This is a genomic window from Pseudomonas silensiensis, from assembly GCF_050434865.1.
Classification (GTDB): Bacteria; Pseudomonadota; Gammaproteobacteria; order Pseudomonadales; family Pseudomonadaceae; genus Aquipseudomonas; species Aquipseudomonas fluorescens_W.
Window position 1 is genome coordinate 122600 of record NZ_JBNDJH010000008.1, and the last position, 13215, is coordinate 135814.

11 protein-coding genes are annotated in these 13215 nt (G+C 60.1%); 10 read left to right on the forward strand and 1 reads right to left on the reverse strand.

Annotated features, from left to right (window positions below; translation table 11 throughout):
• The first annotated feature begins 17 nt into the window (after nucleotides 1-17).
• The 9 genes from arnB to QF010_RS14010 are packed head-to-tail and all read left to right on the forward strand — an operon-like array spanning nucleotide 18 to nucleotide 10410.
• Nucleotides 18-1166 (forward strand): UDP-4-amino-4-deoxy-L-arabinose aminotransferase, encoded by a 1149-nt coding sequence (gene arnB / locus QF010_RS13970; protein WP_429510023.1) that lies wholly within the window; start codon nucleotides 18-20, stop codon nucleotides 1164-1166.
• Nucleotides 1163-2182, forward strand: coding sequence for an undecaprenyl-phosphate 4-deoxy-4-formamido-L-arabinose transferase (gene arnC / locus QF010_RS13975; RefSeq protein ID WP_033054797.1), 1020 nt, complete (start codon nucleotides 1163-1165; stop codon nucleotides 2180-2182). Before arnB ends, arnC begins: the two co-directional genes overlap by 4 nt.
• Complete coding sequence (gene arnA, locus QF010_RS13980) at nucleotides 2179-4170, forward strand: bifunctional UDP-4-amino-4-deoxy-L-arabinose formyltransferase/UDP-glucuronic acid oxidase ArnA (protein ID WP_033054796.1); 1992 nt, start codon at nucleotides 2179-2181, stop codon at nucleotides 4168-4170. The genes arnC and arnA overlap by 4 nt, the downstream gene beginning before the upstream one ends.
• Nucleotides 4170-5054 (forward strand): 4-deoxy-4-formamido-L-arabinose-phosphoundecaprenol deformylase, encoded by an 885-nt coding sequence (arnD, locus tag QF010_RS13985; protein WP_033054794.1) that lies wholly within the window; start codon nucleotides 4170-4172, stop codon nucleotides 5052-5054. Before arnA ends, arnD begins: the two co-directional genes overlap by 1 nt.
• Complete coding sequence (arnT, locus tag QF010_RS13990) at nucleotides 5051-6700, forward strand: lipid IV(A) 4-amino-4-deoxy-L-arabinosyltransferase (RefSeq protein ID WP_033054792.1); 1650 nt, start codon at nucleotides 5051-5053, stop codon at nucleotides 6698-6700. Before arnD ends, arnT begins: the two co-directional genes overlap by 4 nt.
• Nucleotides 6697-7041, forward strand: a complete 345-nt coding sequence (arnE, locus tag QF010_RS13995; protein WP_033054791.1) for a 4-amino-4-deoxy-L-arabinose-phosphoundecaprenol flippase subunit ArnE — start codon at nucleotides 6697-6699, stop codon at nucleotides 7039-7041. Before arnT ends, arnE begins: the two co-directional genes overlap by 4 nt.
• Nucleotides 7038-7439: a 4-amino-4-deoxy-L-arabinose-phosphoundecaprenol flippase subunit ArnF gene (arnF, locus tag QF010_RS14000; protein ID WP_033054790.1), complete on the forward strand. Its 402-nt coding sequence runs from the start codon at nucleotides 7038-7040 to the stop codon at nucleotides 7437-7439. Before arnE ends, arnF begins: the two co-directional genes overlap by 4 nt.
• Nucleotides 7436-8815, forward strand: a complete 1380-nt coding sequence (locus QF010_RS14005) for a UDP-glucose dehydrogenase family protein (protein ID WP_429510030.1) — start codon at nucleotides 7436-7438, stop codon at nucleotides 8813-8815. The genes arnF and QF010_RS14005 overlap by 4 nt, the downstream gene beginning before the upstream one ends.
• On the forward strand, nucleotides 8812-10410 hold the full coding sequence (locus tag QF010_RS14010; RefSeq protein WP_429533327.1) for an ArnT family glycosyltransferase: 1599 nt from the start codon (nucleotides 8812-8814) through the stop codon (nucleotides 10408-10410). Before QF010_RS14005 ends, QF010_RS14010 begins: the two co-directional genes overlap by 4 nt.
• 43 nt (nucleotides 10411-10453) lie before the next feature.
• On the opposite strand, the gene QF010_RS14015 is transcribed toward QF010_RS14010, so the two are convergent.
• Nucleotides 10454-11419 (reverse strand): LysR family transcriptional regulator, encoded by a 966-nt coding sequence (locus QF010_RS14015; protein WP_429533328.1) that lies wholly within the window; start codon nucleotides 11417-11419, stop codon nucleotides 10454-10456.
• A gap of 307 nt (nucleotides 11420-11726) precedes the next feature.
• Here QF010_RS14015 and argH point away from each other — a divergent pair, with 307 nt between their 5' ends.
• Nucleotides 11727-13154, forward strand: coding sequence for an argininosuccinate lyase (gene argH / locus QF010_RS14020; RefSeq protein ID WP_046053547.1), 1428 nt, complete (start codon nucleotides 11727-11729; stop codon nucleotides 13152-13154).
• Nucleotides 13155-13215: the final 61 nt, after the last annotated feature.

The window sequence follows — 13215 nt, forward strand, 5'->3', positions numbered from 1 at the left end:
TTAGCCCCGAGGTGCCCATGAGTCAGGCTTTTCTCCCCTTCTCCCGCCCCAGTATCGGCGATGAAGAAATTGCCGCCGTAGAGCAAGTACTGCGCTCCGGCTGGATCACTACCGGGCCGAAAAATCAGGAGCTGGAAGAGCAATTCGCCAACTACGTGGGGTGTCGTCATGCCGTGGCACTGTCCTCGGCCACCGGCGGGATGCACATCACGTTACTGGCATTGGGCATTGGTCCGGGCGATGAAGTCATTACACCGTCGCAGACTTGGGTCTCCACCGCGAACATGATCTGCCTGTTGGGCGCGACCCCGGTGTTCGTCGACGTTGATCGCGACACGCTGATGAGTGACCTGGCCAGCATCGAAGCCGCGATCACGCCGCGCACCAAAGCCATTATCCCGGTGCACTACGCCGGTGCCGCGTTCGATCTCGATCCGCTTTATGCGTTGGCCGACAAACATGGCATCCCCGTCATCGAAGATGCCGCTCACGCCGCAGGCACCTTCTACAAAGGGCGGCATGTTGGCGCGAAAGGCACGGCGATCTTCTCGTTCCACGCGATCAAGAACATGACCTGCGCCGAAGGTGCCATGTTCGTCAGCGATGACGAAGCCCTGGCCAGTCGCGTGCGCATGCTCAAGTTTCACGGCCTTGGGGTCGACGCGTATGACCGCCTGACCCATGGCCGCAAACCCCAGGCTCAGGTCATGGAGCCCGGTTTCAAGTACAACCTTGCCGACATCAACGCCGCCATCGCTTTGGTGCAGCTGAAGCGACTGGACGAAATCAACGCCAAACGCACGGAGCTGGCCGGCGCTTATTTACAGAGACTGGAAGGTTTGCCGGTGCAACCCCTGGCCCTGCCAGCCTATGCGCAACAGCACGCCTGGCACCTGTTCATCCTGCGCATCGACACCGAGCGCTGCGGGCTGGACCGTGAAGCGTTCATGAAGGCTCTGCAGGAACAGAACATCGGCACCGGCATTCACTTCATCGCCACTCACCTGCACACCTACTACCGCCAGCGCTTCCCCAACATCTATCTGCCTAATACCGAATGGAACTCGGCACGGCTGTGCTCGATTCCGTTGTTCCCCGACATGACCCTCGATGACGTCGATCGTGTGGTCGGTGCCATTGAAAACAGTGTGGAAAGAAGCCTGTGAAACCTTACCCGATCCGCTGCGTGTCGATCGTCATCCCGGTCTACAACGAGCAAGACAGCCTGCCCGAGTTGCTCCGGCGTACCGAAGCGGCGTGTCAGCAATTGCACCATGACTACGAGATTGTGTTGGTCGATGACGGCAGCCGCGATGACTCGGCGCAAATATTGGAACAGGCCGCATCGCTCAAAGGCAGCCCGTTCGTAGCGGTTATTCTCAACCGCAACTACGGCCAGCATGCGGCAATCATGGCCGGTTTCGAGCAGTGCAAGGGCGATGTGGTCATCACCCTCGACGCCGACCTGCAAAACCCGCCCGAAGAGATCCCGCGGTTGGTGGCTCAGGCCGAGCTGGGTTATGACGTGGTCGCCACCGTGCGCAGCAATCGTCAGGACTCGGCGCTGCGCCGCTGGCCATCGAAGCTGATCAACCTGGCGGTGCAGCGCTCCACCGGTGTCGCCATGACCGACTACGGCTGCATGCTCCGCGCTTACCGGCGAACCATCGTCGACGCCATGCTCGCCTGCCGCGAACGCAGCACCTTCATCCCGATCCTCGCCAACAGCTTCGCCCGGCACACCACGGAAATCCTCGTGACCCACGCCGAGCGCGAACACGGCGAATCCAAGTACAGCCCCATGCGCCTGGTCAACCTGATGTTCGACCTGATCACCTGCATGACCACCACCCCCCTGCGTTTGTTGAGCATTGTCGGCTTCGGCATGGCAGCGCTCGGCGTGCTGTTTGCCACGACGTTGATCGTGTTGCGCCTGGCCTTCGGCGCCCATTGGGCCGGCGACGGGACGTTCGTGCTGTTCGCCGTGCTGTTCATCTTCACCGGCGGCCAATTCATCGGCATGGGCCTGTTGGGTGAGTACCTGGGTCGCATGTACGGCGACGTCCGCGCCCGCCCCCGGTTCTTTATCGAAAAAGTCCTGCGTAACCAACCCGCTGCCCCGGCTCCCGTTGTCACCGTTGACGGTCTCACCTCCATTTCTACAGATCAGGTTCACTCATGAGTGCAAAAGCTGTTGTCTTCGCCTATCACGATATTGGCTGTGCTGGCATCGAATCCCTGCTCAGCTCGGGCTTTGAAATTGCCGCCGTGTTCACCCACGCCGATGATCCGAAGGAAAACGCGTTTTACGGCTCCGTTGCACAACTGTGCGCACGCAAGGGCATCCCGGTGCACGCCCCGGAAGATGCCAACCACCCGCTATGGATCGAGCGCATCGCCAAGCTCAACCCGGATTACCTGTTCTCGTTCTACTACCGCAACCTGTTAAGCGAGCCGCTGCTGGCCACGGCCAGCAAAGGTGCCTTCAACCTGCACGGCTCGTTGTTGCCGCGCTACCGTGGTCGTGCGCCGGCCAACTGGGTACTGGTCAACGGTGAAACCGAAACCGGCGTGACCCTGCACCGCATGGTCAAACGGGCCGATGCCGGCGCCATCCTCGCCCAGAAAACGGTGGCGATTGAGCGAAACGACACGGCGCTGAGCCTGCACGGCAAATTGCGTCTGGCCGCTACTGACCTGCTACGCGACACCTTGCCAGCGTTGCTCGCCGGCAAAGTCAGTGAAACGGCGCAGGACGAATCCCAAGCCACAGTGTTTGGTCGTCGCACACCGGCCGATGGCAAACTGGTTTGGCAAAAACCGGCGGAAGAACTGTTCAACCTGGTTCGCGCCGTCACCCAGCCTTATCCGGGCGCCTTCTGCGCCGTGGGCGAGCACAAGCTGATTGTCTGGAGCGCAGAAGTCGCCAAGGGCAATGAAGGTCAAGCGCCTGGTCGCGTCATCAGCGTCGACCCGCTGCGCATCGCCTGCGGCGAAGACTCCCTGGTGATCACCGCCGGCCAGCGTAACGACAACGGCCTGTACCTCAGCGGCCCACAACTGGCCAACGAACTGGGTCTGGTGGACGGTTCCGTGCTGCGCGGTGCCGAATCCGGTCGTGCTCCGCGTCGCACCCGCGTGCTGATCCTCGGCGTCAATGGCTTCATCGGTAATCACCTGTCCGAGCGTCTGCTGCGCGACGACCGATACGAGGTCTATGGCCTGGACATCGGCTCGGACGCCATCGAGCGTCTGCGCAGCCATCCGAACTTCCACTTTGTCGAAGGTGATATCAGCATCCACTCCGAGTGGATCGAATACCACATCAAGAAGTGCGACGTGATCCTGCCATTGGTGGCGATCGCCACGCCGATCGAGTACACCCGCAACCCGCTGCGCGTGTTCGAACTGGACTTCGAAGAGAACCTGAAACTGGTTCGCTACTGCGTCAAATACAACAAACGCGTGATCTTCCCGTCGACCTCCGAAGTGTATGGCATGTGCCAGGACCAAAACTTCGACGAAGACACTTCCAACCTCATCGTCGGTCCGATCAACAAACAGCGCTGGATCTACTCGATCTCCAAGCAACTGCTCGACCGGGTGATCTGGGCCTATGGCCAGAAAGGCCTGAACTTCACGCTGTTCCGTCCTTTCAACTGGATGGGCCCACGCCTCGATCGCCTTGACTCGGCACGTATCGGCAGTTCCCGCGCGATCACTCAACTGATCCTGAACCTGGTGGAAGGCACGCCGATTCGCCTGTTCGATGGCGGTGAGCAAAAACGCTGCTTCACCGACATTGCCGACGGCGTGGAAGCGCTGGCGCGGATCATCGACAACGACAACGACGCCTGCAACGGCCAGATCATCAACATCGGCAACCCGGACAACGAGGCCAGCATTCGCCAGTTGGGCGAGGAGCTGTTGCGTCAGTTCGAAGCGCACCCTTTGCGCAACAACTTCCCGCCGTTCGCCGGGTTCCGCGACGTCGAAAGCAAAGCGTTCTACGGCACCGGCTATCAGGACGTGTCGCACCGCAAACCAAGCATCGCCAACGCCAAGCGCCTGCTGGACTGGACGCCGACCGTGGAGATGAGTGAAACCATCGGCAATACGCTGGACTTCTTCTTGCGCGAGGCCATGCTCGAAATCGCGGACAAGCGCTAATGCGGGCAGGTCTGCGGATTGATGTCGACACTTACCGCGGCACCCGTGAAGGGGTGCCGCGGCTGCTGGAAATCCTCGATGAAGCGCAGGTCAAGGCGACGTTTTTTTTCAGCGTCGGGCCGGACAACATGGGGCGCCACTTGTGGCGCCTGATCCGTCCGCAATTCCTCTGGAAAATGCTCCGCTCCAACGCCGCGGGCCTCTACGGCTGGGACATCTTGCTGGCCGGCACCGCGTGGCCCGGCAAACCGATCGGCCGTGATCTTGGGCATTTGATGCGTCAAACCGCGGCAGCCGGGCATGAAGTCGGCCTGCACGCCTGGGATCATCACGGCTGGCAGGCCAATGCCGGGCGCTGGAGCGACACGCAACTGGTGGAGCAGATACGTCAAGGCGTGGATGAACTCAGCGACATCCTCGGGCAACACATCTGGTGTTCGGCCTCCGCAGGTTGGCGGGCGGACGAGCGTGTGATCGAGGCCAAGCAAGGTTTCAACTTTCGCTACAACAGCGACTGTCGCGGCCAGAGCCTGTTCCAGCCGAGATTGGCCGATGGTGGTTTGGGTGCGCCGCAGATTCCGGTGGACCTGCCGACGTTCGATGAGGTGGTCGGCCCCACCGTGGCGGCCAAGGACTTCAACGCTTTCATTCTTGATCGCTTCACCCCCGAAAAACTCAACGTCTACACGATTCACGCCGAAGTAGAAGGGATTCTGATGGCCCACGATTTTCGTCAACTGCTGGCCGATGCGCGCCAGCGAGACATCCATTTTCAACCCTTGGGCGATCTGCTGCCCGAGGCTCCCGAAACCTTGCCGGTCGGCCGGGTACTGCGCGGCTCCCTCGAAGGACGCGAAGGCTGGTTGGGAGTGCAAGGCGTATGAGCAAGCGCTGGGCATTACCGTTGTTGCTGGCCATCTTCGCTCTGGCGTACCTGCTGCCGCTGGGCAGCCATGGCTTATGGATTCCCGACGAAACCCGCTACGCCCAGATCAGCCAGGACATGCTCCTGAGCGGCAATTGGGTGTCGCCGCATTTCATGAGCCTGCGCTATTTCGAAAAACCGGTGGCCGGTTACTGGATGATCGCCGCCAGCCAAGCGTTGTTTGGCGACAACCTGTTCGGCGTGCGGTTTGCCTCCGCATTGAGCACCGGGTTGAGTGTGTTGCTGTGTTACCTGATCGCTCGCCGGATGTGGAACGAACCGCGCAAAAGCTTTGCCTGCGCGCTGCTCTACATGAGTCTCACCGTCATCGCTGGCGCCGCGGGCTACGCCAACCTCGATCCGCAATTCACCTTCTGGGTCAATTTGAGTCTGGTGGCCTTGTGGTTTGCCCTCGACAGCGTCAGCCGAGGCCAGCGCCTGATCGGTTGGGCGGTGTTGGGCCTGGCCTGCGGCATGGGGTTCATGACCAAGGGTTTTCTTGCCTGGCTGCTGCCGGTGCTGATCGCCCTGCCCTGGATGATCTGGCAAAAACGCTGGCGTGAACTGCTGATCTACGGCCCGCTGGCAATTGTCGTGGCCGTCGCCGTCAGCCTGCCATGGGCCTTGGCCGTGCACGCACAGGAACCCGATTACTGGCGGTTCTTCTTTTGGCATGAACACATTCGCCGTTTCGCCGGCGACGACGCGCAGCATGACGCACCGTGGTGGTTTTATTTGCCGTTGCTGGTCGCCTTCAGTCTGCCGTGGGTGGCGTTGCTGCCGTCGGCACTGAAACAGGCGTGGGGCACACGACGCCAGGCCAACATCGCTTTCCTGCTGCTGTGGCTGCTGATGCCGCTGATTTTTTTCAGCCTGAGCAAAGGTAAGCTGCCGAGCTACATCCTGCCGTGCCTGTTGCCTTTGGCGTTGTTGCTGGGGCACGCACTGGTGGACCGCTTGAAACTTGAGCAAGGCCGGGTACTGGGCATCAATGGTCTGCTGAACCTGCTGCTGGGCCTGACAATCCTGGTGGCCCTGGTCTACCTGCAACTGAAAAAACCGCTCTACAACCATGAACTGCACAACCTGGTGCTGGTGTTCATCGGCCTGACCGGCTGGATCATGGCCAACCTGCTGCAAGCCTTCAGACCGTTGCAATGCTGGGCGGCCCCGGCCTTCGGCAGTCTGTTGCTGATCGCCCTGTTGCCGGCCGGGCTGCCCGAGTCGGTGGTCGCCAACAAGATGCCCGATCAATTCATCCTCGAGCATGCCCAGGAACTCGGCCAGACCGACCAGTTGCTGAGCAACGACCTCGGCGCCGCCGGGGCGTTGGCCTGGCGTCTGAAACGCCCGGACGTGGCGTTGTACAACACGATAGGCGAATTGAAATATGGCCTCGCCTATCCTGACGGCGCACAGCAGAAAGTCCATCCGAACCAGGTTCAGGCATGGATGCGTAACGCCCGCCAGAGTGGCTCGGTCGGCGTGGTCATGCGCGTCAAAGGTGACGAGGAATTGCGCGAAATCGAACGACTGCCCAAGGATGGCAAGCGCTATGAACAAGGCAACATTGTGATTCTGATTTTTCCTCAGGAGGCGTCATGAGCTTGTTACTGCTCTTGGCCGCCTGCCTGCTGACCTGCCTGGGCCAGATCGCCCAGAAATACGCCGTTGAAAGCTGGCGCGGCCAGTTGTCGGGCTGGAGCGAGAAACTGCGTTCGCCGTGGTTATGGCTGGCGCTTGCCTCTCTGGGATTGGGCTTGCTGGTGTGGCTGCTGGTGTTGCAACGCCTCGAAGTCGGCATTGCCTACCCGATGCTGAGCCTCAATTTCGTGCTGATCACCCTGGTCGCCCGCTTCGTTTTCCACGAAACCATCGACCGTCGCCACTGGTTGGGTGTCGCGCTGGTGATCGGTGGCGTGGTGCTGCTGGGGCAACACACATGAACCTGCGTCGCGGAATCACCTTCGCGTTGGGCAGCGTGTTGCTGGTCAGTGCCGCGCAACTGGGCATGCGCTGGAGCATGAGTCGCCTGCCATCGCCCGAGCACTGGTTCACCACCAGCATCGATCTGTCGGCGGTTGCCGTGGTGCTGGTCGCGATTCTGGCCTACGCCCTGTCGATGCTTTGCTGGCTCGCCGCCCTGCGGGATTTACCGCTGGGCCGGGCCTATTCGCTGCTGAGCATCAGCTACGCGCTGGTGTACCTGCTGGCCGCCAGCCTGCCGTTGTTCAACGAAGCATTCAGCCTTTCCAAAAGCCTCGGAGTGGCCCTGGTCATCCTTGGCGTCATTACCATCAACTCTCGGCCTGCTCGCTCGCGCGAACTCAGGAGTGCCCCATGAAAATCAGTGTATTTGGTAGCGGTTATGTTGGTCTGGTGCAAGCCGCCGTCCTGGCAGAAGTTGGCCACGACGTGGTCTGCATGGACATTGACGAGAAGAAAATCGAACTGTTGCGGCAAGGCCACGTGAGCATTTTCGAACCGGGGCTGGCCAGCCTGGTGCGCGAAGGCATCGACGCCAAACGTCTACAGTTCACCACCGACGAAAAACTCGCGGTTCAGCATGGTCAGGTGTTGTTTATCGCGGTCGGCACACCGTCCCGGGACGACGGTTCCGCGGATCTGAGTTACGTGCTGTCGGTGGGAGAAGCCGTGGCGCGTCATCGTGAACAACCGGTGATTCTGGTGGAGAAATCCACGGTGCCGGTGGGCACGGGTGACACCTTGCGCGCGCATATCGACAAGTGCCTGATCAAGGTCGGCCGCTTGCTGCAGTTCGATATCGTCTCCAACCCGGAATTTTTGAAAGAAGGCTCGGCCGTGGCCGATTGCCGGCGCCCGGACCGGATCATCATCGGCTGCGAACGCGATGAGGTACGTGACGTGATGCGTGACCTCTACGCGCCCTTCAACCGCAACCATGACCGAGTCATGTTCATGGACCTGCGTAGCGCCGAGCTGACCAAGTACGCCGCCAACTGCATGCTGGCGACCAAGATCAGCTTCATCAACCAGATCGCCGAACTGGCCGAACACCTCGGTGCCGACATCGAATCGGTGCGCCTGGGCATCGGCGCCGATTCGCGCATTGGTTACCACTTCATCTACCCCGGCTGTGGTTATGGCGGCTCGTGCTTTCCCAAGGACATGCGCGCGCTGATCCACAGCGCCGAAGAAGCGCATTGCTCCAGCGATCTGCTGCAAGCGGTGGAAGCGATCAATCAGCGTCAGAAGCACAAGCTGTTCGAACGCATCAACGCGTTCTACAAGGGCGATTTGCGCGGCAGGACCTTTGCCGTGTGGGGCCTGGCGTTCAAACCCAACACCGACGACATGCGCGATGCACCGAGCCGGGTGCTGCTGGAATCGCTGTGGGCCGCCGGGGCCAACGTCCGCGCGTTCGACCCGGAAGCCATGCAGGAAACCCAGCAACTGTATCCCGATGAACCCAAGTTGATGCTCATGGGCACACCGGAATCGGTATTGTCCGGCGCTGACGCGTTGATCATCTGCACCGAATGGCAGCAGTTCAAGGCCCCGGATTTCAGCCTGATCCAGCAGCGGCTCAACGCACCGGTGATCTTCGACGGACGCAACCTCTACGACGCCGATCGCCTGACTCGCTCCGGCTTCAAGTACTTCCCGATGGGCCGCGGTGAATCGCGCAATCTGCCGATTCCTTATCAGCAGTGGCCCGCTGCTTCGGTCACCGCTTGATTGCGACATCACCCGGTATCCGCCGACAGTCGCTGGGGTTAGGGCTGTTGGCGCTGCTGCTGTTCAGCGCCGGGGTATATCAGCAGGCAGTGATCGGCTTCGATTCGCGCTTTGTACTGTTCGCTGAGGAAATGCTGCGCCACGGGCCGAGCTTTTTTCCGACCACCTATGGCCAGCCGTATGCGGATTATTCTGCGCTGACGACACTGTTCATCTGGCTGCTGTCGCTGCCGTTCGGGCAGGTCAACAGTTTGGCTGCCTGGTTGCCGAGCGCCATTGCCGGGGCGGTAATCGTCACGTTGATGTACCGGCTGCTGGCGCGCTATTCCCAGCGCTGGGCGTTGCTGAGCATCGCCCTGATGATGCTGACCAACACCTTTGTTACTGAAACCCGTGCCGTGTCCCTGGATTTGATGCTCGCGGCGGTGGCTTTTTCGGTGTTCTACCTGGGTTATGCCGCCGATCATTTCGCCGCAAAGCGTCGGTGGTGGTTGATTTTTGTATTGTTACTGCTGGGTTTCGGGGTTCGCGGGCCGATCGGGTTGGTGATTCCAACGGGCATGCTGTGCAGCTATTTCTTGCTCAATCGACAATGGCAGCATTTTTTTGGTTTTGGCCTGATTGCGGCGGTGCTGCTGGCCGTGTGCGTTGGCGTGCTGCTGTGGCTGGCGGAAACCGTCGGCGGCCCGGACTTCATGCACGACGTGGTGCGCATGCAGTTCATGGGGCGCATGGACGGTAGCGAAGGTGTCAGCGGTTCGCTGTATTACTTCACCGGCTCAGTGGGCAACTATGCGCTCGCGTATCCGTTGGCATTGCTGGCACTGGCCGCCGTCTGGCTGACAACGCCTCGGCAGGCCGGTCCCGCGTTACACCTATTGCAGTACTGCACGGCGGCCGCCTTGATCGTGATGGTCGGGCTCTCGATCCCCCAGGCCAAAAAGGCCCGGTACCTGCTGCCGATGTTGCCCATGGCGGCGATCATTGCGGCGTATCCGTTTCAGGTGATGCAGGGTCGGGTATTCGAGTGGTTGCGAGGGTTGATGCAAGGGGTGTGGTTGTTGATCCCGGCTCTATTGGTCGTTGGATTGATGGTCGCTCACCGACGTTTTCCCGAGCAAATGCCGGCGCTGACTGCAATTTTGATCATGCTTGGCGTGCTGCAAGTCATCGCGCTGGCGGTGCTTTTTCGGCCCGACTGGCGGGCTCAGACACTGGCCTTTTGCGCAGTCCTGGCGCTGTGGTCGGTCTACATTCTGGTATTCGAACCGGTTGAACGCCGACTCTACGACACCCGGACTTTCAGCCGCGCGGCATTCGCACTGGTCCAGAAAGACCCGGCGCCTCTGGTGCTGCACGTCATGGGAAAAGACGCCAAGGCGATCAAGTTCATGGTCAACATCGAGCAGGACTTACAGCCGGTTTTCACCGAATCGACCCAAGAACTGGAAAGTCTCGCGGCGCCCACCTGGCTGATGATGGACCAGAACGATTACAAGGCGTTGCAAGGCACTCGCATGGGTAACTTGCAACCGGTGTTGAGCGGGCGTTTCGACAAGAACGATTTCGTGTTGCTGCATAACCAACAACCGTAGGTGTTGCCGGCAAAAAGTTACTGTTACCTGAGCACGCTTATCATCAAGCCGGCGCCTTCAAATCAACCCCCAACGCCTGGGCAAACGCTTTGACCAGCGGACTGCGCACAGTGTTGTGGCGCAGGATCAGATTGAACGGCGTGACGATGTTGATGAGGTCCGGACGCACCGCGCGGAACTGCCCCTGCGCCACCATCGAGGCGGCGTAATGCTGGGGAAGAAAACCCACGAAACGCCCGGTCTTGATCAACAATGCCACCGCTTCGACCTGGCTGGCCGAGGCGGAAAAGCTGTCGTAATGGGCAAAGTTCAGTTTGTCGCGATGGATCGCATAGCGGTGGTTGATGCACTCGTAATCCTTGAGCACATGACTACCGATTTCTGCGTCCGGCACCGAGAACAATGGATGGCCGACCGCGCAATAAACTTCGGAGCGTTCTTCATAAAGTGCGTAGTAATCAAACTCTTCGCGTTTTTGATAAACCGGCACAATCCCTGCTACTAACCGCCCCTCTACCACGCCTCTTTCCACCTCATCCAACTGAGAGGCTTGAAGTTGGAACCTTACTTTCGGCGATGCCTCATTAATTATTCTAAGCGCAGCAACTAACGGCGAATTAACGTCGGAAATCGTATTGTCAATAACCCCCACGCCAAGGTCACCGATCAGTTCGTTTTGCGCTGAACTAAGGCGATCACGAAAGTTGTCGACCGAGGCAAATAAATCAATGGACGCCTGATACACCAGGCGGCCCTCTTCGGTCAGGTGAAACCCCTCGCGACCTCGGGTGCACAGGCGCATGCCGATGCGGATCTCCAGGTCGGAGATCTGTTTGCTGATGGCTGCCAGTCCCACATTCAGCTCGTTCTGGGCGGCACTGAAGCCGCCGGCCTCGACCACAGCCTTGAACACTTTGAGCAGTTTGAAGTCCAGACCGCTGAGGGTCAGCGGTGCCCGATGGCCCGTTTTCAGCGGCGGGTTTCCTGAATTGGAAAGTGGGGTTTCCATAATGCCTATTTACCTCTGGCGCCCTATTCAACAACCTGTGTCCAACAACAAAAATAGTGCTGGTAAATAATAATGACCACAGAAAACCAGGCTTGGCAACCGCTAATAAATCCCGCACATCAGTGCCAACTCACTGATTTCGAACTATTAAAAGCTGACACTACGATCAGCTCTCGTAACGATGCAACTGCGCTTTTCCCCTGCCCTTGAATAATGTTTAGGCCTCACCACGCCCCATTGATTTGCGGCGAGTGTTTCAGGCCCGGCACACCGATTTCAGTTCGCTTTACCGACGAGGAAAACAACAATGTCTCAAACCACCGACCGTCTCTGGGGTGCTCGCTTCAAAAGCGGCCCATCCGAAGCCCTGGCGGCCTTGTCCCGTTGCCCCGAGCGCTACTTTCGCCTCACCCCGTACGACCTCGCCGGCTCCAAGGCGCATGCCCGTGAACTGCAACGCGCCGGGCTGCTGAGCGAACAAGAAACCCAGACCATGCTCGACGCCTTGGAGCGCATCGGTGATGACTTCCGCGCTGGCAGCATCGCACCGACCCTGGACGACGAAGACGTCCATACCTTCATCGAACGCCTGCTGACCGAACGCCTCGGCGCCCTCGGTGGCAAGCTGCGCGCCGGTCGTTCACGCAACGACCAGACCGCCAACGACCTGCGCCTGTTCCTGCGAGATCACGTCCGCACCCTGGCCGTTGAAGTCCTGGCCCTGCAACAAGCACTGGTGGATCAGGCTGAACAACACATCGAAAGCATCTGCCCGGGGTTCACTCACCTGCAGCAAGCCCAGCCGATCGTTTTCGCTCACCACTTGCTGGCCCACGCCCAATCCATGCTGCGTGACGTGCAACGCCTGGTGGATTGGGACGTACGCACTTCGCTGTCGCCACTCGGCGCGGCGGCCATGGCCGGTTCCGCCATCGCTCGCCTGCCTCAGCAATCAGCCAAGGAAATGGGTTACAGCGGCGTGTGTGAGAACTCCATCGACGCCGTGGCCAGCCGCGATCACGTTGCTGAGTTCCTGTTTATCGCCAGCATGCTCGGGATCAATATTTCCCGCCTCGCCGAAGAGTTCTGCCTGTGGTCGTCGCGCCAATTTCGCTGGGTCGCCCTGGACGATGCCTACGCCACCGGCAGCTCGATCATGCCGCAGAAGAAAAACCCGGACATCGCTGAACTGGCCCGCGGCAAGGCGGGTCGCCTGATCGGCAACCTGACCGGCCTGCTCTCCACCCTCAAATCCTTGCCGCTGTCGTACAACCGCGACTTGAGCGAAGACAAAAACGGCGTGCTCGACAGTGTCGACACCCTGTTGTTGGTGCTACCCGCCATGGCCGGGATGGTCGCAACCATGAAGGTCAACGTCGAAGAGCTGCGTCGCCAAGCGCCACTGGGTTTCACCCTCGCCACCGAAGTCGCCGACTGGCTGGCCATGCGCGGCGTGCCGTTCAAGGAAGCCCACGAAATCACCGGTGCGCTGGTCCAGGCCTGTGAGAAACACGACATCGAATTGTGGGAAGCCTCCCCGGCGTTGTTGGCCGAGATTGATCCACGGTTGACTGCTGAAGTGCGCGAGAGCCTGACCCTCGAAGCCGCCATCGCCGCCCGCAGTGGCTGGGGCGGCACCGCGCCGCAACAGGTGCGCGAGCAGATCGGCCGGTTGAAAACGGCGCTCGCCGCGCAGCAAGAGTGGACCGAGAACTATCACGGCTTCCGACTCTAAAGCAGCACACAAAACCTGTAGGAGCGAGCCTGCTCGCGATAGCGGTGGGTCAGTCAACATC